General features: G+C 58.4%; 22 protein-coding genes. 7 read left to right on the forward strand and 15 right to left on the reverse strand.

All coding sequences use genetic code 11. The annotated features are described in order from the left end of the window. Positions 1-111 precede the first annotated feature (111 nt). The 6 genes from ACMXYH_RS01315 to ACMXYH_RS01340 form a co-directional block, all read right to left on the reverse strand. Entirely contained in the window at positions 112-1,638 is a 1,527-nt protein-coding gene (locus ACMXYH_RS01315; RefSeq protein WP_129439627.1) for a SulP family inorganic anion transporter, read from the reverse strand. A 90-nt stretch (positions 1,639-1,728) separates the two neighbouring features. Continuing rightward, positions 1,729-2,460 carry a carbonic anhydrase gene (locus ACMXYH_RS01320; protein ID WP_129439625.1) on the reverse strand — a complete coding sequence of 244 codons (732 nt, stop codon included), beginning with the start codon at positions 2,458-2,460 and terminating at the stop codon, positions 1,729-1,731. A gap of 243 nt (positions 2,461-2,703) precedes the next feature. Beyond that, on the reverse strand, positions 2,704-3,762 hold the full coding sequence (locus ACMXYH_RS01325) for a PA0069 family radical SAM protein (protein WP_415766063.1): 1,059 nt from the start codon (positions 3,760-3,762) through the stop codon (positions 2,704-2,706). Positions 3,763-3,832: 70 nt separating this feature from the next. Continuing rightward, positions 3,833-5,137, reverse strand: coding sequence for a c-type cytochrome (locus tag ACMXYH_RS01330; RefSeq protein ID WP_415766064.1), 1,305 nt, complete (start codon positions 5,135-5,137; stop codon positions 3,833-3,835). 12 nt (positions 5,138-5,149) lie between these two features. Then, positions 5,150-6,934: a GMC family oxidoreductase gene (locus tag ACMXYH_RS01335; protein WP_415766065.1), complete on the reverse strand. Its 1,785-nt coding sequence runs from the start codon at positions 6,932-6,934 to the stop codon at positions 5,150-5,152. A 2-nt stretch (positions 6,935-6,936) separates the two neighbouring features. Further along, complete coding sequence (locus ACMXYH_RS01340) at positions 6,937-7,677, reverse strand: gluconate 2-dehydrogenase subunit 3 family protein (protein WP_415766066.1); 741 nt, start codon at positions 7,675-7,677, stop codon at positions 6,937-6,939. Between the two features lie 297 nt (positions 7,678-7,974). Between ACMXYH_RS01340 and ACMXYH_RS01345 the strand changes: the two genes are divergently transcribed. Further along, complete coding sequence (locus ACMXYH_RS01345; RefSeq protein WP_415766067.1) at positions 7,975-8,619, forward strand: phosphatase domain-containing protein; 645 nt, start codon at positions 7,975-7,977, stop codon at positions 8,617-8,619. Between the two features lie 9 nt (positions 8,620-8,628). Here the strand turns inward: ACMXYH_RS01345 and ACMXYH_RS01350 are convergent, their stop codons facing one another. From ACMXYH_RS01350 to prlC, 3 genes are all read right to left on the reverse strand, one after another. Next, positions 8,629-10,671: a M3 family metallopeptidase gene (locus tag ACMXYH_RS01350; protein WP_415766068.1), complete on the reverse strand. Its 2,043-nt coding sequence runs from the start codon at positions 10,669-10,671 to the stop codon at positions 8,629-8,631. A gap of 114 nt (positions 10,672-10,785) precedes the next feature. Next, positions 10,786-11,073: a YheV family putative zinc ribbon protein gene (locus ACMXYH_RS01355; RefSeq protein WP_129439613.1), complete on the reverse strand. Its 288-nt coding sequence runs from the start codon at positions 11,071-11,073 to the stop codon at positions 10,786-10,788. Next, complete coding sequence (gene prlC / locus ACMXYH_RS01360; RefSeq protein WP_415766069.1) at positions 11,070-13,121, reverse strand: oligopeptidase A; 2,052 nt, start codon at positions 13,119-13,121, stop codon at positions 11,070-11,072. The genes ACMXYH_RS01355 and prlC overlap by 4 nt, the downstream gene beginning before the upstream one ends. 89 nt (positions 13,122-13,210) lie before the next feature. On the opposite strand from prlC, the gene ACMXYH_RS01365 reads away from it, so the two are divergent. Both ACMXYH_RS01365 and ACMXYH_RS01370 read left to right on the forward strand, forming a co-directional pair. Beyond that, positions 13,211-13,756 (forward strand): gamma carbonic anhydrase family protein, encoded by a 546-nt coding sequence (locus ACMXYH_RS01365; RefSeq protein WP_123367392.1) that lies wholly within the window; start codon positions 13,211-13,213, stop codon positions 13,754-13,756. Between the two features lie 26 nt (positions 13,757-13,782). Further along, positions 13,783-14,433, forward strand: coding sequence for an HAD family hydrolase (locus ACMXYH_RS01370; protein WP_129439610.1), 651 nt, complete (start codon positions 13,783-13,785; stop codon positions 14,431-14,433). Between the two features lie 115 nt (positions 14,434-14,548). Here ACMXYH_RS01370 and ACMXYH_RS01375 read toward each other — a convergent pair whose 3' ends face one another. Then, positions 14,549-15,640 carry an aminopeptidase gene (locus ACMXYH_RS01375; protein WP_415766071.1) on the reverse strand — a complete coding sequence of 364 codons (1,092 nt, stop codon included), beginning with the start codon at positions 15,638-15,640 and terminating at the stop codon, positions 14,549-14,551. Positions 15,641-15,699: 59 nt separating this feature from the next. Here ACMXYH_RS01375 and ACMXYH_RS01380 point away from each other — a divergent pair, with 59 nt between their 5' ends. After that, the gene (locus tag ACMXYH_RS01380; RefSeq protein ID WP_134421197.1) at positions 15,700-16,122 is read left to right on the forward strand and encodes a hypothetical protein; all 423 of its coding nucleotides are present in this window, start codon (positions 15,700-15,702) and stop codon (positions 16,120-16,122) included. A gap of 40 nt (positions 16,123-16,162) precedes the next feature. Then, positions 16,163-16,585, forward strand: a complete 423-nt coding sequence (locus ACMXYH_RS01385) for a hypothetical protein (protein ID WP_134421199.1) — start codon at positions 16,163-16,165, stop codon at positions 16,583-16,585. A 6-nt stretch (positions 16,586-16,591) separates the two neighbouring features. Here ACMXYH_RS01385 and ACMXYH_RS01390 read toward each other — a convergent pair whose 3' ends face one another. Together ACMXYH_RS01390 and ACMXYH_RS01395 are read right to left on the reverse strand one after the other, a co-directional pair. Further along, a complete protein-coding gene (locus ACMXYH_RS01390; RefSeq protein WP_046044848.1) occupies positions 16,592-16,825 on the reverse strand; it encodes a DUF1161 domain-containing protein in 234 nt (77 codons plus the stop codon). 156 nt (positions 16,826-16,981) lie between these two features. Further along, the gene (locus tag ACMXYH_RS01395) at positions 16,982-17,413 is read right to left on the reverse strand and encodes an OsmC family protein (protein WP_008152515.1); all 432 of its coding nucleotides are present in this window, start codon (positions 17,411-17,413) and stop codon (positions 16,982-16,984) included. Between the two features lie 241 nt (positions 17,414-17,654). Between ACMXYH_RS01395 and ACMXYH_RS01400 the strand changes: the two genes are divergently transcribed. Continuing rightward, on the forward strand, positions 17,655-18,656 hold the full coding sequence (locus ACMXYH_RS01400) for an LLM class flavin-dependent oxidoreductase (RefSeq protein WP_415766072.1): 1,002 nt from the start codon (positions 17,655-17,657) through the stop codon (positions 18,654-18,656). Between the two features lie 64 nt (positions 18,657-18,720). Here ACMXYH_RS01400 and ACMXYH_RS01405 read toward each other — a convergent pair whose 3' ends face one another. Then, on the reverse strand, positions 18,721-18,945 hold the full coding sequence (locus tag ACMXYH_RS01405; protein WP_129439601.1) for a DUF1161 domain-containing protein: 225 nt from the start codon (positions 18,943-18,945) through the stop codon (positions 18,721-18,723). Positions 18,946-19,067: 122 nt separating this feature from the next. Then, the gene (locus ACMXYH_RS01410; protein WP_008027736.1) at positions 19,068-19,283 is read right to left on the reverse strand and encodes a dodecin; all 216 of its coding nucleotides are present in this window, start codon (positions 19,281-19,283) and stop codon (positions 19,068-19,070) included. 155 nt (positions 19,284-19,438) lie between these two features. Between ACMXYH_RS01410 and ACMXYH_RS01415 the strand changes: the two genes are divergently transcribed. After that, complete coding sequence (locus tag ACMXYH_RS01415; protein WP_008152522.1) at positions 19,439-19,765, forward strand: DUF883 family protein; 327 nt, start codon at positions 19,439-19,441, stop codon at positions 19,763-19,765. On the opposite strand, the gene ACMXYH_RS01420 is transcribed toward ACMXYH_RS01415, so the two are convergent. Further along, complete coding sequence (locus tag ACMXYH_RS01420) at positions 19,762-20,655, reverse strand: LysR family transcriptional regulator (protein WP_415766073.1); 894 nt, start codon at positions 20,653-20,655, stop codon at positions 19,762-19,764. The two genes, ACMXYH_RS01415 and ACMXYH_RS01420, sit on opposite strands and share 4 nt — an antisense overlap. Positions 20,656-20,764: the final 109 nt, after the last annotated feature.

Below are 20,764 nucleotides of genomic sequence, written 5' to 3' on the forward strand. Positions count from 1 at the left end.
CGATTCGACTTGCTCGCGAAGGCGGTCGATCATTCAACATTGATGTTGACTGACGCACCGCTTTCGCGAGCAAGTCGAATCGTCGCACCGCCGCTCCCACATTGTTTATGTTTATGTCGTAGAGCCCACTCCGGAGGTGGTTCGTAAGCGCCCTTCCAGCCTGCGCTTCAACCCCCGCGCTTCAATCAACAGTTTTGATCCCTTGGCCGCATTGGCCCGGCCCCATTCCTCCAGCAATTCCAGACACGAGTGATCGATGTAGCTCAGGTTATTGAGCGGCACATGCACCGTCGCGCCTGCCGGAATGGTCCCCAGCACTTGGGTCAGCGCCGGCACTTTGAGAAAGGTCGCTGCACCTATCAATCGCAGTTCCATTTCGCCGTCCTTGGGCAGATCGATCAGGCTGATTTTCAGCCGCGAGGCCTTCCAGGCCAGCTTGGCCAGGGTCAGGCCGAAGCCGATCAGCACGCCAGTCAGCAGGTCGGTGAAGATGATTGCCAGAGCGGTCGCCGCGTAGGTGAACATCGGCATCCGCCCATAACGACCCAGACCGCGGAAGGCCTTGAGGTCGACCAGTTTGAAACCGGTGTAAACCAGAACGCCCGCCAGGCTCGCCACCGGAATGCTTTGCAGCACGCTGGACAGCAGCAACACGAAAGCCAGCAGCCACAGGCCATGGAAGATCGCCGACAGTCGCGTGGTGGCGCCGGCCTGGACGTTGGCCGAACTGCGCACGATCACGCCGGTCATCGGTAGCGCGCCGAGTAAACCGCAAAGCATGTTGCCTACGCCTTGAGCCGACAATTCCCGGTCGAAGTCGGAACGCTGGCCGTTGTGCATGCGGTCCACCGCGGCGGCGGAGAGCAGGGTTTCGGCGCTGGCGATGAAGGCCACGGCAAACGCGGCGATCAGCAAGGTCGGGTCAGCCAGATTGAGCAGATCCGCAGGTTTCAACCAGTCGATGGCTTCTGCCAGGTTGGCCGGGACTTCCACTCGTTTGACCTGCAAGGCGAGCACCAGGCTGGCGACAGTCGCCAGGCCTACACCAAGCAGTGCACCGGGAATGAAGCGCAGGGAATGAGGGCGGAATTTCTCCCACAACCACATCACCGCAATCGTCGACAGCCCGAGCAACCCGGCTTGCCAACCGAAGGAGGGCAAGGCCTGGACGACCGCAGCCGGGAAGGCTGCCAGGTTATCTAGCCCGGAAGGCTTGGGCACGGCGTCGAGCATCACATGCACCTGTGACAACACGATCAGTACACCAATCCCGGCGAGCATGCCGTAGACCACCGCCGGCGCCGTGACCCGAAACCAGCAGCCCAGTTTCAAGCGTCCGGCCACCAGTTGCAGAAAACCGGCCAGCAGCAGGATTGGCCCGAGCATGGCGATGCCGTGCTGGCGCACCAGTTCGAACACCAGAACCGCCAAACCGGCCGCCGGGCCGCTGACTTGCAGTGGTGAACCGGCAATCCAGCCCACCACCAGGCCACCGATGATCCCGGTGATCAAGCCTTTGGACGGCGGCAGCCCCGAGGCAATGGCGATACCCATGCACAAGGGCAGGGCGACGAGAAACACAACCACGGACGCCAGCAGCTCCCGTGGCAGTACAGCTTTAAGTTGAGCAGCACGCATGGTGACTCTCCCGAAGTTTTCTTCAGGCGTGGCGAAGCCAGGCTGCCTGATCGGCAGCCTCGGCTAAACCACACAGGGATTTAGGAGGATTTAGAAGCGCGCTTTGGGCGTCGCCACCGGAATCGGATGGCTGCCGTCGAGCGGCAGGAAACAACCCTTGTCCGCGTCGTAAGCCCTGATTTCGCTGGTTTCGATGTTGTAGATCCAACCATGGATAAACAGCTGACCATTAGCCATGCGCGAAGCGACCGACGGGTGCGTGCGCAAATGTTGCAGCTGAGCGATCACATTCTCCTCGGTGAGGACGTGCATGCTTTCGTTTTCGTCAGCGCAATGGCAGTTGTCCTGGACCATGGTTTTTGCCACTTCGGCATGACGCAACCAGGCTTTGACCGTCGGCATTTTTTCCAGGCTTTGCGGGTTGAGCACTGCGCGCATCGCGCCACAGTCGGAGTGCCCGCAGATGATGATGTGTTGCACGCCGAGGGCCAGTACCGCGTATTCGATTGCCGTGGAAACACCGCCGTTCATTTGCCCATAAGGCGGCACAACGTTGCCGACGTTACGGGTCACGAACAGGTCGCCAGGGGAGCTTTGGGTGATCAGCTCAGGAACGATGCGCGAATCGGCGCAGGCGATGAACATCGCTCTGGGGCTCTGGGCCGTGGCGAGTTTTTTGAAGAGTTCTTCCTGCTGTGGAAAAACTTCGTGATGAAAATGCAAAAAGCCATCAACGATATGCTGCAGCGCTGCATCGGCGGTTTCCGCCTCCGGTTGGGCTGAAGCCGACGCAGCCAACGGCTGTTTATCCTTGTCACTCATGATTCATCCTCTTTGGCGGAGTCAGGGAATTTTCCCGTTTTGTCCGGTGTGAAGCCAGTGGCTGTTTAAAAAACATCCAGGTCGAGAATCTCGCCCCGTCAGTCACTCGATGAACAAGGTAGCGGCCGAAACTTAACTCAAACTGAATAAAATGCTCTAGAACGTGTGTTCCAGGTCACAAAAAACGTGACCGGCGTAGTGGCAAAGTGAATTTCACACTACTCAATCATAGGCCAATTGTCCTCAAATCAACGACATCTGGCGACCCGGCGGACAGAAGGCTTCGCAGTCCAGATTGAAACCTTCCCGACGATTGAGCCCCAGACGTTTGATGGTTTTGGCAAAGCGTTGCGCCAGCAGATCGGCAATCGGTCCTTCGCCACGCATCCTGGCACCGAAGCGACTGTCGTAGAGCTCGCCACCACGGCTCTGACGAATCAGGCTCAACACATGAGCGGCACGCTGAGGATAGTGGGCCGCCAGCCATTCTTCGAACAGCGGCGCAACTTCCAGCGGCAGGCGCAGCATCATGTAGGCCGCACTTTGCGCCCCTGCGGCATGAGCTTCGGTGAGCAGGCTTTCGAGTTCGCTGTCGTTGATCATCGGAATCATCGGCGAGCACAGAACGCCCACCGGAATTCCCGCTTCATGCATCACGCGGATCGCCCGCAACCGAGCCTTGGGTGCAGCGGCGCGCGGTTCGAGGATGCGTTTGAGCTCGTCGTCCAGGGTAGTGAGGCTGATCATCACCGCCACCAGCCTTTGCTCGGCGAGTTCGCCCAGCAGGTCCAGATCCCGCAGAATCAGCGAGCCCTTGGTAATGATGGTCACTGGATGGCGATAGCGCAGCAGCACTTCGAGGGTTTTGCGGGTGATTTTGTGTTCGCGTTCAATCGGCTGATAAGGGTCCGTATTGGAGCCCAGATTGATCGGCGCACATTGATAGCCGCGCTTGGACAGTTGTTCTTCCAGCACATCGGCGGCGTTGGTCTTGGCGATCAGTTTGGTTTCGAAGTCCAGCCCTGGCGACATGTCCCAATAAGCGTGGCTGGGCCGCGCGTAGCAATAGATGCAACCGTGCTCGCAGCCGCGATAGGGATTGATCGAACGATCGAAGGGCAAGTCCGGCGAGTTGTTGCGAGTGATGATGGTTTTTGCCGTTTCGATACGCACCTCGGTGCCTTGGGTGATCGGCGCTTCCTGATACCAGCCGTCATCCTCGGCCACCGAGCGATTCGGCGCGAAGCGGTTGTGCGGGTTGGTCGCGGTGCCGCGACCGCGCGGGGGAAGAGGGGTGGACATGAGAACGCCTCTGTACTGTTTTTATATACAGTATAGAGGCGTTATTCATCTGGCTAGTGCCGCCGGGCAGTCAGTTTTTCTGGGTGACTTGCCCCAGATCGTCGGCCGACGTGGTCTTCATATCATTCGTGCGCAGGTCTGCTACGTCGCTCGCCTTGACCGGCTCACCCTTGTTGCCCCAGCTGCTGCGGATGAAACTGACCACATCCGCCACTTCCTGATCCGACAACCGCCAGGCGAACCCGGGCATGGTAAAGGTCGAAGGCGCCGTGTGAGTCGCCGGCAGCGTACCGCCCTTGAGCACGATGTGAATCAGCGACGTCGGATCCTGCGACTGCAACACCGGGTTGCCTGCCAGCGCCGGGAACACTTTGGTGTAGCCATGGCCATCGGTACGGTGACAGGCCGCGCAGTTGTCGATGTACACCGAAGCGCCAGGCTTGCTGTCGTCCCCGTTCCACAGCGCCTGTGCGACCTGTTTGTCGTACTGGTGCGGCTGATCATTGGGATCATTCGCCGGCAAGGACTTGAGGTAACGGGCAATCGCGGTCAGATCGTTGTCGGTCATGTATTGCATGCTGTGCGTCACCACATCACTCATGCCACCAAACACCGCGCTGCGATCGCTGCGACCGGTCTTGAGGAACTGCACCAGTTGTTCTTCGCTCCAGCTGCCGAGGCCGTCTTTGTGATCGCTGCGCAGACTTTTCGCAATCCAGCCTTCCAATGGCGCACTGCCTGACAGAAATGTGCTGCCTTCACCTGCATTCAGAGCTTTTTCCTGCATGGTCAGGGCACGTGGCGTATGGCATGCGCCGCAATGTCCGAGGCCCTCCACCAGATAAGCCCCACGACTGACCACCGCTTCTTCGCCGGGTGCCGCTTTGTAGTCCGCCACGGCCGGGGCAAACATCCAGCGCCAGCCCGCAAGCGGCCAGCGCATGCTCAAAGGCCAAGGGATGTCGCTGACCTTGTTCTCCTGAGCGACAGGCGCCACGCCGTGCATGAAGTAGGCGTGCAAGGCTTTCATGTCGGGTTCGTTGACGCTGGAGTAGGACGGATAGGGCATCGCCGGGTACAAGGTACTACCGTTTTTGGCGACACCATGGCGGACGGCTTTGTCGAAATCCTCAAAGCTGTAGTCACCCAAGCCGGTTTTATCCGGCGTGATATTGGTGGAGTAGATCGTCCCGATCGGTGTTTCCATCGGCAGGCCACCGGCGAACGGCTTGCCGTCCTTGGCGGTGTGGCAGGCCACGCAGTCACCCGCGCGGGCCAGGTACTCGCCTTGTTTGATCAGGTTTTGATCAATTTCTGCGGCGTTGACCGAGCCACAGCCGAGCAACGTCAGGGTCGCGATAACAAGTGCTTTCATGGTCATCGCTCCTTAAGCCTGAACCAGCGGGCCGGGGTTTTTCAGGTACTGCTCGCGGATTGCCCGGGCCGACCAGTAGGTCAACGCTGCCACCAGGCCGGTAGGGTTGTAGCCCAGGCCTTGTGGGAAAGCTGACGCTCCGGGGACGAAAACGTTGTGCACGTCCCAGCTCTGCAAGTAACGGTTCAAGGCGCTGGTTTTCGGATTGGTACCCATGATCGCGCCACCGTTGAGGTGGGTGGTCTGGTAAGACGCGGTGTTGAAGTGATCACCAACTTTCTTGCCCAGTACGGCGATGGCCTTGGGGCTCATCGCTTCGGCGATCTTGCCCATTTTCTCGACCATGAAGCGGTTCATCTTGATGTCGTTTTCCTGCCAGTCGAAGGTCATCCGCAACAGCGGCAAGCCGTAGGCATCGCGGTACACCGGGTCCAGATCGAGGTAGTTGCCGCGGTAGGATTGATGCGCGCCGTGGGCATCCATCGACACTTGATGGGTGTAGTAATCGGCGGTGGCACGTTTCCAGGCACTGCCCCAGGCCGGGGTGCCCGGCGGGTTGGATGTGCCAGCGATCGGTCGGCTGCCGGCCTGGTTGACCCACATCGGCGAGCCGCCGACGAAGCCATGGGGCCCGTGATCGAAGTTGTCGGCGTTGAAGTCGTCCACCGCCACGCCGTTTCCGCCGGCACCGATAAAGTTATTGGTGTGGGTGTCTTTGTCGAAGTAGACCTTGATGGTGGCCATGTTCTGGTAGGCGAAGTTCTTGCCGACCACACCTTCGCCGCTGATCGGGTCGTACGGCTTACCGATACCCGAAAGCAACATCAGCCGCACATTGTGGAACTGGAAGGCACCGAGGATCACCAGGTCTGCCGGCTGCTCGATTTCCCGGCCCTGGCCGTCTATGTAGGTCACACCTGTCGCCTTGCTCTTGGTGCTGTCGAGATTGACCCGCAGTACGTGGGAGTTGGGCCGCAGCTCGAAATTGGGCAGCGGTTTGAGCGCCGGCAGAATGTTTACGTTCGGCGATGCCTTGGAATACATGTAGCAGACATAGCCGCTGCAAAAACCGCAGAAGTTGCACGGGCCCATCTGTGCGCCGTAGGGGTTGGTGTAGGGGCCTGACGTATTGGCAGAGGGCAGGTTGTAGGGTTTGTAACCCACTGCGGTGGCCGCTTTCTGAAACAGCTGTGCGGAAACAGTGTTCTTCTGCGATTCCAGCGGGAAATGATTCGAACGATCCGGCGCGTACGGGTTGCCGCCCTTGCCTTCGCCGACCAACTGACCCTTCACCGTCCAGGCCTGGCCCGAAGTGCCGAAGACCTTCTCGGCGTAATCGAAAAACGGCTCCAGCTCTTCATAGCTGACGCCGAAGTCCTGGATGGTCATGTCCTTGGGGATGAAGCTTTTGCCGTAGCGTTCTTCGTAGTGGCTGCGCATGCGCAACTCGATCGGGTCGACCCGAAAGTGCACGCCGGACCAGTGCAAACCGGCGCCGCCGACACCATTACCGGGCAGGAAGGCGCCCAATTGGCGGTTCGGCAGCGCGATGTCATTCACGCTATGGCGAATGGTCACAGTCTCCTTGGAAATGTCCTGGAAGAGTTTTTTCCGCACGCTGTAGGTGAGTTCGTCGATCACCTGTGGATAGTTGCCATCGGGGTAAGTGTCCTGCATCGGCCCGCGCTCCAGCGCAAGCACATTCAGGCCGGCTTCTGTCAGCTCCTTGGCCATGATCGCGCCCGTCCAGCCAAAACCGACGATCACTGCGTCGACCTTCTTCATTACCGTTGCCATGCTTACGCCCTCTCGCCGCGAATCGAAACTGCCGGGAAGGGGTATTGCTCGTTGCGTTCCACCCAATCCATGAAATCGGCGCGGGCGCCGGGGAAGCCGATCATGGTCCAGCCGACCATGCCTTTATTGCCGCCGTGAATCGGGTCGCAGAAGAACCCTTCTTTGGTGTTTTGCAGCAGCAGGTTGAAGAAAATCTTCGCTGGAACACTGTCGAACTGAGGTTTTCCGGCCTCGAGTTGCTTGAGCAAATCGTCTCGGGTAGCGCTGTCTTGCTCAGCAAATACTTTACCGTTGAACGTTTTCGACCAAGCATCCGTCGCGGCGATGCCCAGGCGATAAATCTCTTTGGGCACCAGTTTGCTCTGCCAGCCCATTTCCGGAGCAGCGTCTGCGTTGAATGGTCCCTGCATGAACCACAGCGCGCCGGCCGCGTAAGGCGTGTTCATCTGGCGGTCGATGTATTCGGGCACACCGGCTTCCAGGGCGCCTGGCCCTTGGGCATCGTTCGGAATCAGCTGCGCGACAGCCGCCTTGATGAACGTCCATTCTTCGGCGGTGAAGTAGCTTGGTTCATAGGTGCTGGTGCTGACCGGCGCTTTGCCGGAACTGGCCGGGGCTGCTTCGGGCGCGGCCATCAGGACCGTGCTGCCCAGACCGGTGCTGGCAACGGTGACCACCGGGATCAAGGTCAGGGATTTGCGCAAAAACTCACGCCGCGGGTTGTCTCGATCTTGATCGGACATAGGGGGCACCTCATCAGGCATTAGCGGTTTTTCAGCCGTCTCGCAGGACGACTTTTCGTTTTGACACCGATGCAGAACGCCAGCAAACGGGGAGCAATAGGGCGCATCGGTAATATGGGGTAACAAATGGTAGCAGGCTAAGCATCAAGATGAACCGATTCAGCTAAAAAACCTCGGTTTTGCGACGAAAGCGATCGGCTGATTCACGATTCTTTGACAGACGGCTCACAGGCCTTTGACCGCTCGGAGGGGAAGCTGGGCGTCATCTTCCCGATTTTCCTGAACGGTCACCCGAGCATGTCTCTATCGCGTTGTATCCCAGCGATCTGCCTGTCGCTGGCCGCACTTTTGAACCTGACGCTGGCCCTTGCCGACGACAGTGCGTTGCCCCGACCTGCGGAGTGGGCTCAATCGGTCGAGGTGCAATACAACCTCTTCAAAATGTCCCCGACGCTCTATCGCAGTGCATTGCCCGACAGAGGCGCCGTGCCGTTACTGGAAAAGCTCAAGGTCGGGACCGTTATCAATTTCTTGCCCGAGTCGGACTCCAGCTGGTTGTCGACACCAGGGATCGCACAGGTACAGCTGCCCTATCGCACCAATCATGTGGATGATGCGGATGTACTCAAAGCTCTTCGTACGATCCAGACTGCCGAAGCCAAGGGGCCGGTGCTGATGCACTGCAAGCATGGTTCGGACCGCACGGGCCTGATGGCGGCCATGTACCGGGTCGTGGTGCAGGGCTGGAGCAAGGAAGACGCGCTGAACGAAATGACCCAGGGCGGCTTTGGTGACAGCACTCATTTCAAGGACGGCGTCCGTTACATGATGCAGGCCGATGTCGACAAGCTCCGCACCGCGTTGGCCAACGGCGATTGCAGCACGAGTCCGTTCGCCAGTTGTTCGATGAAGAGCTGGTTCAAATCGGCGCACGTCGAGTAAACCGTTGCCTCAGCGGGTAACGGTCTCTGACGAAAGCACGAGCAGATCTTCGGCGATCGGCCGTTCAAGAAACGCTTCCAGGGCGGTCAGCAAGGAGCGCGAATCGCCCGGAGAAAAAAACGCCTCGCGAAAGGCTCGCCCTGTTTGCGCATTGAAGACCCAATCCTGACGGAACCGCTTGAAGGCTTCGATGGCCAGTACGCCTGACCACGTGTAGGCGTAAACGGAGGCCGCGTAACCGGTCACCATGTAGTCAAAGCTGTTTGCAAATCGGCAATAAGACGGCAGTTGCACATGGGGAACCTCCCGCTGAACGTCTTCGAATACTTGCTGGATGCTACGACCATCGCCTTGGCTGTGGTGCAATTCGAAATCGAACATTGCACCCATCAGCAAGAGTGCGGTTTGTCGACTGGTCCGGGTTTTGAGGGCTGCCAGTGCTGCGTCTATCCGGGCCTCGGTCAAGCGGTCACCGCTTTGGTGGTGGGCACCCAGCCATAATAGAAACTCCCGTGACAGGCACCACTGCTCGAATACCTGCCCTGCGAATTCCACAGTATCGCGCCCCAGTTGGGAAATGCCGGAAAGATTGTGATGCGGCGAACTCGCCAGCACGTGTTGCAGACAATGACCGAATTCATGAAAAAGCACCCGCAGATCTTCGTGCTCTAGCAGGCACGGATGGCCGTCGACCCCGGGCGTGAAGTTGCAGTGAAGATCGGCAATCGGTAGTGCTACGCGGCCTTCGGCGTTTATTCGTCGGTTTCGCAGCGTGCCGGTCCAGGCGTAATTCGGAGCTTCTTTGCGGTGGAACGGGTCAAGATAAATATGCCCGATGGTCTGACCATGCTCGCTGATCTCAAACAGGCGCACGTCGTTATGCCAGTGACTGAATTCAGCCTGCTCGAGGATCCGGATCCCGAACAGCCGTTCGCAGAACAGGCAGAGTCGTCGCAAGGTGCCGTCCAGGGGAAAATAGTCGCGCAGATTCTTCAGGGCTTCAGGGAAACGATGGTGGCGCAGTTGTTCCGCGAGAAATTCGTGGTCCCAGGCGTGTACTTCAGAGATGCCCCGTTCGAGCGCAAACTCTTGTAGCTCCTTTGAATCCCGTGCAAGGGGCGGTGTGTTCAATGTCACTTGCCGACGAAGGAAACTACGAACTTGATCGGTGGACTCGGCCGCTGCGGTGGCCAGACGCAGTTGCGCGAAATTATCGAACCCGAGCAGTTCGGCTTTCTGCTGACGCAGCGAAAGCAGCAACGTCAGTACAGGATCATTATCGAACTCGTCGGCATGCGGGCCTTGATCGGACGCGCGCGTGGAGTACGCCACGAAATATTCTTCTCGCAATGCCCGATTTTCGGCGTACCTCATGATTTGCTGGTAGGTGTTTTCATCCAGGGGAATCAGCCAGCCTTCATGTCCTGCCTCTTTGGCCAGGTGTCTCAGACGATCTTTTACGGTGGGGTATAAACCTTCCAGTACCGCAACGTCATCGACGTGTTTGGTCCATGCAGCGTTGGCGCTTTTCAGATGGATGAGAAACCGCTCTTCGAGCTGATCGATGTCGAGGTTCAACCGGGCCAGCTTTTCCCGTTGCATCAGGGGCAAGTCGATTCCCGACAATTGAAATTTGCGCAAAATCTTGGCCAGCGCGGCCTTACGCGGTTCATCAAAGTTGAGGGCGATCGAACTGTTCGCCAACCGCTGGTATGCATCAAACAACGGCCGATTGCTCATTCTTTCGGATCGGTACTGCGCCCCAGCGTCGCTGCACGCAGCAGCTGCCGTGCTCCAGGCGGTATCGTAGTGTTTCGCCATCGACAGGATCTGGATGATGCCCAAAGCCTCTCCCAGGCGCGCATCGATTTCATCGATGGCCAGAACCAGGTCATCCCAATTGGGGAATACGGATTGGCTGGTGATGGTTTCGGCAATGACCTGCCGGTTGTCGGTAATGATGGCTGTGATTGCCGGCACGAGGTGCTCGGTGCGGACCTCCGACCATGGCGGCAGGTCCCAGGCCTGCAAAAGCGGATTGGTGTCGGGCATGGCGTCTTCCTTGAGTAGAGGCTGAATGTGGTCAGCCTATAAAGGAAGCGCAGGGGGAAGGTGGTAGATAAATACCACCTTCCAATCCGTTCAGGAGTAGAAGGTGGTGTTGACTCAGTGTTGCTCGTCAGGCTTTTTCTTCAGCTTCGGGTTCGGGAAAAACTGCACGGCCTGAACCTTGGCATCCGGCACCTTCAGCGCCGAGGTATTGACCCGCGTGCCCAATTCCTTGGGCACGGACAGGCCTTGTTCATTCAACGTGTCCGAATAACCGCAGGCCACGCACTCACGATGTGGGACTTCGTCTTCGTTCCACATCATCAACTTGTCCGGCTCGCTGCACGCCGGGCAGACCGCCCCGGCGATAAAGCGTTTTTTCGTCTTCACAGGCCCCTCGCTCATGCTGCCGCGACCTCACTCAGGCCGCTGTGGCGCAAGAGTGCGTCAATCGACGGCGGGCGTCCGCGGAAGTCGACGAACAGCACCATCGGTTCCTGGGAACCACCGCGCGCCAGGATCGCTTCGCGGAAGGCGCGGCCGGTCTCGGCGTTGAGTACGCCTTCTTCTTCGAATTTCGAGAAGGCATCCGCCGACAGCACTTCAGCCCATTTGTAGCTGTAGTAGCCCGCCGCATAACCGCCGGCGAAGATGTGCGCAAAGCTGTTCGGGAAACGGTTGTAGGCGGGTGGACGCATGACCGAGACCTCGTCGCGCACACCTTCAAGTACCTGCGCCACGCTACGGCCGTCACCGTGGGTGGCGTGCAGGTCGAAGTCGAATAGCGAGAACTCCAGCTGACGGACCATCATCAGACCGGACTGGAAGTTCTTCGCGGCGAGCATTTTCTCCAGCAGGTCCTGAGGCAGCGGTTCGCCGGTTTCGTAGTGACCGGAGATCAGCGCCAGACCTTCCGGCTCCCAGCACCAGTTCTCCATGAACTGGCTTGGCAGCTCGACCGCATCCCAGGCCACGCCGTTGATGCCGGATACGCCGGCGTGTTCAACGCGGGTCAACAGGTGATGCAGGCCGTGACCGAATTCGTGGAACAGGGTGGTCACTTCATCGTGGGTCAGCAGGGCTGGTTTGCCGCTGTCGGCCGGGGTGAAGTTGCACACCAGGTTCGCCACCGGGCTCTGCAATACGCCGCTGATCGTGCGGCGACGGTCGCGGGCGCCGTCCATCCAGGCACCGCCACGCTTGTTGGCGCGAGCGTAGAGGTCGAAGAAGAAGCGGCCGACGTGCTGGCCGTTTTCCTTGATTTCAAACAGGCGAACATCCGGGTGCCAGGTGTCGAAGCCTTTCAGTTCGGCGATTTCGATGCCGTACAGACGCTGGACGATAGCGAACAATCCGCCCAGCACTTTGTCGATCGGGAAGTAAGCGCGAAGGGCTTCCTGGGCGACGCTGTAGCGCTGTTCGCGAAGTTTTTCACCATAGAAACCGCTGTCCCAGCTTTGCAGGTCCGGGCAGCCTTGTTCGGCGGCGTACGCCTTGAGCTGTTCCAGATCCAGGGCGGCGAACGGCTTGCTGCGCTTGGCCAGATCGCGCAGGAAACTCAGCACTTGATCGCTTGATTCAGCCATTTTGGTGGCCAGGCTCAGCTCCGAGAAGCTGGTGAAGCCCAAAAGTTTTGCAAGCTCCTGACGCAGGTCGAGGATTTCTTCCATGACCGGGCCGTTATCGTTCTGACCGGCATTCGGGCCTTGGTCCGACGCACGGGTGCAGTAGGCGGCGTAGACTTCTTCGCGCAGGGCGCGGTCGTGGGCGTAGGTCATCACCGCGTAGTAGCTCGGGAATTCGAGGGTGATCAGGAAGCCTTCCAGACCTTTGGCCTGTGCAGCCGCGGCCATTTGCGCCTTGGCCGAATCGGTCAGGCCGGCGAGGGCAGCTTCATCGGTGACGTGCTTGGTCCAGGCCTGAGTGGCGTCGAGCAACTGGTTGGAGAAGCGGCTGCCCAGCTCCGACAATTTGCTCTGCACTTCGGCGTAACGCTTTTGTTCAGGCGCAGGCAAGTCGATACCCGACAATCGGAAGTCACGCAGGGAGTGTTCCAGGATAGTTTTCTGCGCCACCTCGAAACCGACAGCTTCGGGACTGTTAGCCAACGCTTCGAACGCCTCGAACAACTCGCGGTTCTGGCCCAATTCGGTGGAGTAGGCGCTCAAGGCCGGCAAGCAGGACTCGTAGGCTTCGCGCAATTCGGCGCTGTTGCACACGGCATTCAGGTGGCTGACCGGGCTCCAGGCGGCGCCCAGTCGATCATTCAGTTCGTCCATCGCCAGCACCAGGCCGGTCCAGGTCGGTTGTTTGCCCTGGGTTTTGAGGATCTCGATAATGGCGGCGCGGTTGTCAGCCAGGATCTGTTCGATGGCCGGTTGCACGTGTTCGGCACGGATCGCCGAGAACGGCGGCAGGTCGTAGGACTGCAGAAGAGGGTTGTTCACGCTCACGGTTGGCACCTTGGCTGGAAGAAACATTGCGCCATCTTAATTACAATCGACGCTCACCGCAGCTATCAGCAAAAGAGAGAGAGCCTATCGTGACCCTTCGCAAGTATCAGAACCACACGCCGCTACTCGGCAAAGGCGCCTTTGTCGACGGTTCGGCGGTGGTGATCGGCGACGTTGAAATCGGCGAAGACAGCTCGGTCTGGCCGCTGACGGTGATTCGTGGCGACATGCACCGCATTCGTATCGGCGCGCGCACCAGCGTGCAGGACGGCTGTGTGCTGCACATCACCCATGCCGGGCCGTTCAATCCCGATGGCTTTCCTTTGCTGATTGGCGACGATGTGACCATCGCGCATAAAGTCATGCTCCACGGCTGCACCGTGGGCAGTCGGATTCTGATCGGCATGGGCAGCATCGTCATGGACGGCGCAGTGGTCGAGGACGATGTGATCATCGGTGCCGGCAGTCTGGTGCCCCCGGGCAAACGCCTGGAAAGCGGCTTCCTTTATGTGGGCAGCCCGGTGAAGCAGATTCGACCGCTGACTGACAAGGAAAAAGCCTTTTTCACCTACAGCGCGGCGAATTACGTGAAGCTCAAGAATTTGCATCTGGCCGAAGGCTACGACCAGCTCTGACCCTGCGCCCTTATTCAGGATTCAACATGCATTACCAAACCGTATTGTTCGACCTCGATGGCACCCTGACCGATCCACGCGAGGGCATCACCCGTTCGATCCAGTTCGCCTTGAGCAAACTGGGCATCGATGAGCCCGACCTGACCAAACTTGAACACTTTATCGGTCCGCCGTTGTTGCAGGCGTTCATGCAGTTCTACGACTTCGAGGAGCCCAAGGCCTGGGAAGCGGTGAACTTCTATCGCGAACGCTTCAAGGTCACCGGTCTGTATGAGAACCGCGTATTCGACGGCGTCACACCATTGTTGGAAACCCTCGGCGGACAAGGGCGACAGCTGTACATCGCGACGTCAAAACCGTGGATTTTTGCCCGGGAAATTGCCCGGCACTTCGACTTCGCCAAGCACTTCAAAGTGATCTATGGCAGCGAACTGGATGGAACCCGGACCAACAAAGTCGAGCTGATCGCCCACCTGATGGCGGAAGAAGGGCTGGACCCGGCCAACACCTTGATGATCGGCGACCGTAAACACGATCTGATCGGTGCGCGCAGCAATGGGCTGGATGCAGCGGCTGTTGGTTATGGTTTTGGCAGCCGGGAAGAGTTGAGCGCCGAAGCCCCGACCTGGCACTTCGAGACGCTGGAAGAGATGCATCAGGCGTTTTTGCAGCGTTAATTAAACCGCCATCGTCGGAGCGCCGCCCGGAGCAAGCTCGCTCCCACAGTGGACCAGTGTTTACAAAACTAATGTGGGAGCTTGCTCCGGGCGGCGTTCCGACGATGAGGCCCGATCAGCCACCGCGACTTTGCAATTGAGCCAAAGCATTCAACGCCGCCTTGCGCTCCCCCACCGGCAACGCGCCGAGCTTCTCGACCGCCGCATAAAACTTCACCCAATCCCCGCCCGCCTGTCTGAACAACGCCGCAAATGCCGGCACCCATTGGTCGTACAGCCCAAATGGCAACAGCCGGGCATTGTTCATCGGCGCATTGATCCATGCGTCATAGCGTTTGTCCCCGGCCCATTGGCTCTCGCGCAACTGCCGGTATTCACTCCGCAATCGTTCGAACTCGTCGGCTTTGCGCTGGCGCATCTGGTCGGCGGGCAGGGGCAGGGTATACAGCCGCTCGAGTCGCGTGCGGGTATCCAGAACCAATTGAATGAACTGGTCCCGTTGCTGCACCTGCGCGCCGCTGTCCGGCGTCAGGCCGCGGAATGCACGCCATTGGCGGGTGCCTTCCTGTTCGACGAAGGTGGCGAAAGACTCATTGAATTCGGTGTCGTCCTTCACATAAAAACGTTGATGCGCCAGTTCATGGAAGATCAGCGTGGCCAATCGTTCGTCACCCCAGGCCATCATCGAACTGATAATCGGATCGTTGAACCAGCCGAGCGTCGAATAAGCCTCGACGCCGCCGATCGACACGTCCATACCTTGCAATCGTTGCAACGCAGCTTCACCGCGGGCCGCGCTCTGACTGTAATAACCGCGATAGGCGACGCAGCCGGCGATCGGGAAGCAATGGTTCTTTGGTGTCAGGGAAAATTCCGGCGTGGCAAACACGTTCCAGACTACGAACGGTCGGCCAATGTCGGCGTACAAACGGTAACTCTGGTTATCTGGCAGCTGCAGCTGTTGGCTGGCGAACGTGCGGGCCTTTTGCGATTGAGTCAGGTGCGCACGCAGTAGCTGATCGCGACCGGGATCGGCAATCACTGTGGAAACCGGCTCCCGTGCCCGCAGCAATTGCAGCTGACCACTGGCCAATTGGCCGTAATAGCTGACGCCGGCGCAACCATTGAGAAACAAAAACAACACGCCCGGAAACAAAATGCGTAAAACGCGATCAAGTAACCCAAGGCTTGGAAGCGGCCTGATCAAAATGAATCATCCCTGGAGAGTCTGCCCGCAAGACTATCCCGCCTGACTGGAGCTCCGCTATGCGCACGTTGATGCTGACAGGAAGCCTGCTGATGCTGGCAGGTTGTGCTGGATTCGGATTACCCCCCCATGATCCGGCTCAAGCGTGGATCGACCTGGATTCGAAGCAGGAAGACACCGCGTTGCAGGCGCTGGAAGTCGATGACAAGGCCGCCACCGACAAGCGCTATTTCCAGGTTCAGCCGGGTAGCCATGAGCTCACCGTTCGTTACCAATTCCCGGTCGCGCCAAGCAACATCGGACCCGATGCCGAGCCACTATGGCGTGACTGCCATCTAAACGTGAAATTCAACGACTTCAACGCTGGTGAGCGGTATCAGCTCAAAGCAGGAAATATCGGCTTTCGGCCGTGGGCAAAACTCTACGATCAACAGCGAAAAGTGATTGGCCAGGGTGTACCGGCTGGCTGCCAACGCACCTGATCGGCGTTATTCTAAAGGACTAGTCCTTGAGAAAATCATTATGCGCAGGTTAACGCTGTTACTTGCTGCAAGCATCGTTGCTGGCTGTCAGAGCCCGTTGCCAGCGGCTAATCCGCAGATGGCCTGGGTCGAGTTTTCTACGCCATTCCCCAACGATAAATTGCTGATGGCCGAACGCCTGGACAAGCAGCGGTTGCGCGACGGGCGTTTTTTCCAGGTCACCCCCGGTAGCCATGAGCTGATCGTTCGATTCGACTTCGAAGTGCCCGGTGGTGGGGGCTTAGGTGTGATGAATGGCCCCACGGAACGCTTGTGCTACCTGACCATCAACTACGATCATTTCGAAGCCGGCCAGCGTTATGTGCTGGTAGGCCAGTCGATAGCATTTTCTCCTGGTGCCCGGCTGTACAACGCCAAGCGGGAGATTGTCGCGGAAGATCGAGAGTCCTATTGCCTCATGTGAGGGGAATCAGCGGTCGTTCTTCTGGTAGATGATTTTCTTCGTGCCGCCTTCGCACGAGCCAACGACCATATTCTGATCGTGTACTTCGTCGTTGGTGACGATTTCCAGCGTGTAGGACGAGACGTTATTGGCCTGGATCTTGGCTTCAATCTCGGCCTTGAGTTCTTCACAGGATTTCGCTGCCGCCAGGGCCGATGTGGCCAGCGCGCAACAGATAACCGCCAAGGCAAAACGTTTCATGGTTGAAGCTCCTTTGAGGCAGCGCGCAGGGTAATGCGCTTTAGCTGCTGTCATTTATTCGACCACAATCTCGCCAGCCAGGTTTTGTTTCAGCGCAAAAAAAGAACGCAGCCCGCCGAGACTGCGATCTTTTATCGGGGAGCGCGACAACCCCTATCAGCTGACCAATGTTGCATCCAGGCTGATTTTCGCATTCAACACTTTGGAAACCGGGCAGCCTTCTTTGGCTTTATTGCTCAGTTCCTCAAATTGAGCCTGAGTCGCCCCAGGAATCTTCGCTTTGAGGATCAATTTCACCGCCGTGATCGCAAAACCGCCGTCTACCTGGTCCAGGGTGACTTCGGCATTGGTATCGATGCTGTCAGCCTTTAGACCGGCATCGCCGAGAATCATCGAAAACGCCATGGAGAAGCAGCCCGCGTGCGCTGCGCCGATCAGCTCTTCCGGATTGGTGCCCTTGCCGCCTTCGAAACGTGCCTTGAAGCCGTAGGGCGCTTCTCTGAGGACACCGGTTTCCGTGGAAATCGAGCCGATGCCGGTTTTCAGGTCACCTTCCCAGTGAGCCGATGCTTTCTTTGTAATAGCCATGTCTGCCTCCTCAAGATCCGGCGCGAAGCGTCGCGCCTTTGTGTTTTTCGGTTGCTAGGGTTCTGAGGATAGACCGTGGTGCAAAGTTCACCTCATCTGATCGGTCCTCTTATTTCGTAGGAATTTTGGCTCTGCTATTGAAACTCGGGTATATGCCCTCATTGCATAAAACACGCTTATAGATTCGGCAGGTTTTCGTTTGTAAGAAAAAACCTGCGCCCTCAATTGGAGAAGCAGGCTTATGAAACGACTGTCCGATATCAAGTTCTCGACCCTCGATCTGGTGCCCGTGCGGGAGAACGGCAGCGCTGCCCAGTCGCTGCGCAATTCCCTGGACCTGGCTCAGCACGTCGAAAAATTTGGCTATAACCGTTTCTGGGTTGCCGAACACCACAACATGGACGGCATTGCCAGTTCGGCGACTTCGGTACTGCTTGGCTACCTGGCTGGCGGCACCTCGACCATTCGTGTCGGCTCGGGCGGTGTGATGTTGCCCAACCACGCGCCGCTGGTGATCGCCGAGCAGTTCGGCACGCTCGAAAGTCTGTACCCGGGCCGGATCGACCTGGGCCTGGGCCGTGCTCCCGGCTCCGATCAGATGACCGCCCGTGCCTTGCGTCGTGAACGCTCCGGCAGCGCCGACGATTTCCCGGAAGACGTGGCGGAACTGATGCGCTACCTCGGCCCGCGCACCCCGGACCAACGGATCATCGCAATGCCAGGCACCGGCACCAATGTCCCAGTCTGGCTGCTGGGCTCCAGCCTGTTCAGTGCACAACTGGCCGGTGAACGCGGTTTGCCCTACGCCTTCGCTTCACATTTCGCACCGCGCTTCATGCATGAGGCCATTCGCGTCTACCGCAACCACTTCAAGCCTTCAGCAATATTGGATAAGCCCTACGTAATGCTCGGTGTGCCCTTGGTGGCTGCCGACACCGACGAGCAGGCCGATTATCTGGCGACCTCGGTCTATCAGCGGATTCTCGCACTGATGCGTGGCCAGAGCCTGGTGCAACGTCCTCCGGTCAAAACCATGGACGGCCTGTGGCTGCCTCATGAGAAAGAGGCGGTTGGCGATTTCCTTGGTCTGGCGATGGTTGGCAGTCCGCAGAAAATCCGCGCCAAACTGGAAGTGCTGATCGAGCAGACCCAGGCGGAGGAGCTGATTTTTACCTGCGACCTGTACGAACATGCCGATCGCGTGCACTCCTACGAGCTGCTGGCCCGAGTCATGAAGGGCTGACGCTCAATTAGCGAGCCCAAAAAAGCCGACGTCATTGCGTCGGCTTTTTCATTTTCGAGGGAGGTCAGCCCTGCTTGTAGACGATTTGCTTGGAGCCTTTTTCACAGGTGCCGACAATTTTCCCGCCAGCAGCAGCGCCTTTATCGACGATTTCCAGTGAATAATTAGAAATGCCCTTGGCATCAAGTTTCGCTGTGATTTCGGCTTTCAGCTCTTCACACGACTTGCCCTGAGCCAGGGCTGTTCCCGCGAGACTCAACAAGCCTACTGCCAAAATAAAATTCTTCATCGGTCGCATTCCCTGGTCGGATCAATAGGGGCACCCAGCGATCAGCCGGATGTACTGATGTAGCGCTTTGCCATTCCCTATGGCGCTCGGCCAGCGCGCAATTTCCGAAGATTAGCTCAAACTCAGCTACTGGCAATCCGGAAACCGACTTTGAGCGTCACCTGGAAGTGTGCGGCCTTGCCGTCCTTGATGTGCCCGCGGGTTTCGGTCACTTCGAACCATTCCATGTACTTGAGGCTTTTGCTGGCCTCGGCCAGGGCGTTGTTGATGGCGTCTTCAATGCTGCTGGTGGACGAGCCGACGAGTTCGACTTTCTTGTAGGTGTGATGGTCAGTCATGGCGTTCTCCTCAGGGTGTGAAATACAGCCTAGCAGTGATTTTTCGTATTACTTCTGTCGGCCAATCCGAAGTGGAAGTTCAGATTTACTGCACTTTCTCGAACCCCTGAAGTCCCAACCAACACACGCAACTCAATCAATGCAGGAGAGCCACCATGGCCAACACCTCTTTACGTAAAGCCTCATTGCAAAGCATGGAAGCCGAGATCGAGAGTCTGCTGAAATCTTTGGAAAATTTGAAAGACGACGCCTCGGACGAGTCGCGTAAAACCCTTAAAGCCTTGAAAAGCAACGCCGAGAACGCGCTGAAGCATTCGCGCCATCTGCTCAGCGATGCGTACGAAGAAGTCAAAGTCAAAACCCGTGAAACCGGGATTGCCACGCGGGACTACGCCCAGGAACACCCTTGGACGACAGCGGGTGTGGCAGTCGGTGCGTTGGGGCTGCTCGCGGCTTATCTGCTGTTCAAACGCGGGGACTAATCCGTCTGGCGCAGCTCGTTTTTGAGCCACTGCGCCAGTTGCCGAGCGCGCCCGTCCGCGGCGCGCTTGGGTAGCCACAACGCCAGTTGCGCCGGGGTTTCACTGAAGCCCCATGGCGCAACCAGGCGCCCGGCCTTCAAGTCCTCAGCCACCAGCGGCTCGGGCGCAATCGCCACACCCAGGCCGGCCACCGCGGCCTCCAGCAGATAATACAAATGCTCGAAACCCTGTCCGTACTTCAACACTTTGGCGTCGAGGTCGCTTTGCTGTGCCCAGCTTGGCCAGGCCTGTGGGCGTGAGGTGGTGTGCAGCAATGGCTCGCTGAGCAGCGCTGCGGGCGGTGCGTTTTGCAGTCGTTCGTAGCCCGCGAATCGCGGGCTCATGACGGGGCCGATCCGTTCGCTCGCCAACTCATAGACTTGCATGTCCGCTGGCCACGGTGGCTCGGCAAACACCAGCAAGGCGTCCAGTCCCGGACGACGTGGATCGAGATCACCCTCGCCAGCCGACAGGTGCAGGCGCAGGTCGGGCAGGTCGGTATTCAACCGTCCCAATCTGGGAATAAACCAGCGTGCCAGCAAGCTGCCCGAGCAACCCAGTACAAACGGTGCATCGGCGGTGCTTTGGGTCAGCTCTGCACAAACAGTCCGTAAACGCTCGAACGCCTCGCCGCTGGCATCGCGTAAACGAATGCCGGCATCTGTGAGTTTAAGGCCGCGTCCATCCTTGATGAACAGGCTCACGCCGAGGTGTTCTTCCAAGGCCTTGAGCTGTCGGCTGACCGCGCCATGGGTGACGTGCAGCTGTTCGGCGGCCTTGCTGACGCTGTTCAGGCGGGCAGTGGCTTCGAAGGCCCGAAGGGCGTTCAGCGGGGGAAGGTCATGGCTCATGTTATGTGTGAGTTTTCCTGACGGGTTGCAGCGATCTTATCGGTTTTCAGCCTGGGGCGTCAGGGGTAGAGTTAAGCCCACTCTCTCTTCAAAAGCATCATCCCACGCA

It is taken from the genome of Pseudomonas frigoris (assembly GCF_047758635.1).
Classification (GTDB): Bacteria; Pseudomonadota; Gammaproteobacteria; order Pseudomonadales; family Pseudomonadaceae; genus Aquipseudomonas; species Aquipseudomonas frigoris.

Bases quoted from the DNA above. Each gene is read 5' to 3' on its own strand.
- ACMXYH_RS01315 (WP_129439627.1), bottom strand. From the start codon at position 1,638: ATGCGTGCTGCTCAACTTAAAGCTGTACTGCCACGGGAGCTGCTGGCG.
- ACMXYH_RS01320 (WP_129439625.1), bottom strand. From the start codon at position 2,460: ATGAGTGACAAGGATAAACAGCCGTTGGCTGCGTCGGCTTCAGCCCAA.
- ACMXYH_RS01325 (WP_415766063.1), bottom strand. From the start codon at position 3,762: ATGTCCACCCCTCTTCCCCCGCGCGGTCGCGGCACCGCGACCAACCCG.
- ACMXYH_RS01330 (WP_415766064.1), bottom strand. From the start codon at position 5,137: ATGAAAGCACTTGTTATCGCGACCCTGACGTTGCTCGGCTGTGGCTCG.
- ACMXYH_RS01335 (WP_415766065.1), bottom strand. From the start codon at position 6,934: ATGGCAACGGTAATGAAGAAGGTCGACGCAGTGATCGTCGGTTTTGGC.
- ACMXYH_RS01340 (WP_415766066.1), bottom strand. From the start codon at position 7,677: ATGTCCGATCAAGATCGAGACAACCCGCGGCGTGAGTTTTTGCGCAAA.
- ACMXYH_RS01345 (WP_415766067.1), top strand. From the start codon at position 7,975: ATGTCTCTATCGCGTTGTATCCCAGCGATCTGCCTGTCGCTGGCCGCA.
- ACMXYH_RS01350 (WP_415766068.1), bottom strand. From the start codon at position 10,671: ATGCCCGACACCAATCCGCTTTTGCAGGCCTGGGACCTGCCGCCATGG.
- ACMXYH_RS01355 (WP_129439613.1), bottom strand. From the start codon at position 11,073: ATGAGCGAGGGGCCTGTGAAGACGAAAAAACGCTTTATCGCCGGGGCG.
- ACMXYH_RS01370 (WP_129439610.1), top strand. From the start codon at position 13,783: ATGCATTACCAAACCGTATTGTTCGACCTCGATGGCACCCTGACCGAT.
- ACMXYH_RS01380 (WP_134421197.1), top strand. From the start codon at position 15,700: ATGCGCACGTTGATGCTGACAGGAAGCCTGCTGATGCTGGCAGGTTGT.
- ACMXYH_RS01385 (WP_134421199.1), top strand. From the start codon at position 16,163: ATGCGCAGGTTAACGCTGTTACTTGCTGCAAGCATCGTTGCTGGCTGT.
- ACMXYH_RS01390 (WP_046044848.1), bottom strand. From the start codon at position 16,825: ATGAAACGTTTTGCCTTGGCGGTTATCTGTTGCGCGCTGGCCACATCG.
- ACMXYH_RS01395 (WP_008152515.1), bottom strand. From the start codon at position 17,413: ATGGCTATTACAAAGAAAGCATCGGCTCACTGGGAAGGTGACCTGAAA.
- ACMXYH_RS01400 (WP_415766072.1), top strand. From the start codon at position 17,655: ATGAAACGACTGTCCGATATCAAGTTCTCGACCCTCGATCTGGTGCCC.
- ACMXYH_RS01405 (WP_129439601.1), bottom strand. From the start codon at position 18,945: ATGAAGAATTTTATTTTGGCAGTAGGCTTGTTGAGTCTCGCGGGAACA.
- ACMXYH_RS01410 (WP_008027736.1), bottom strand. From the start codon at position 19,283: ATGACTGACCATCACACCTACAAGAAAGTCGAACTCGTCGGCTCGTCC.
- ACMXYH_RS01415 (WP_008152522.1), top strand. From the start codon at position 19,439: ATGGCCAACACCTCTTTACGTAAAGCCTCATTGCAAAGCATGGAAGCC.
- ACMXYH_RS01420 (WP_415766073.1), bottom strand. From the start codon at position 20,655: ATGAGCCATGACCTTCCCCCGCTGAACGCCCTTCGGGCCTTCGAAGCC.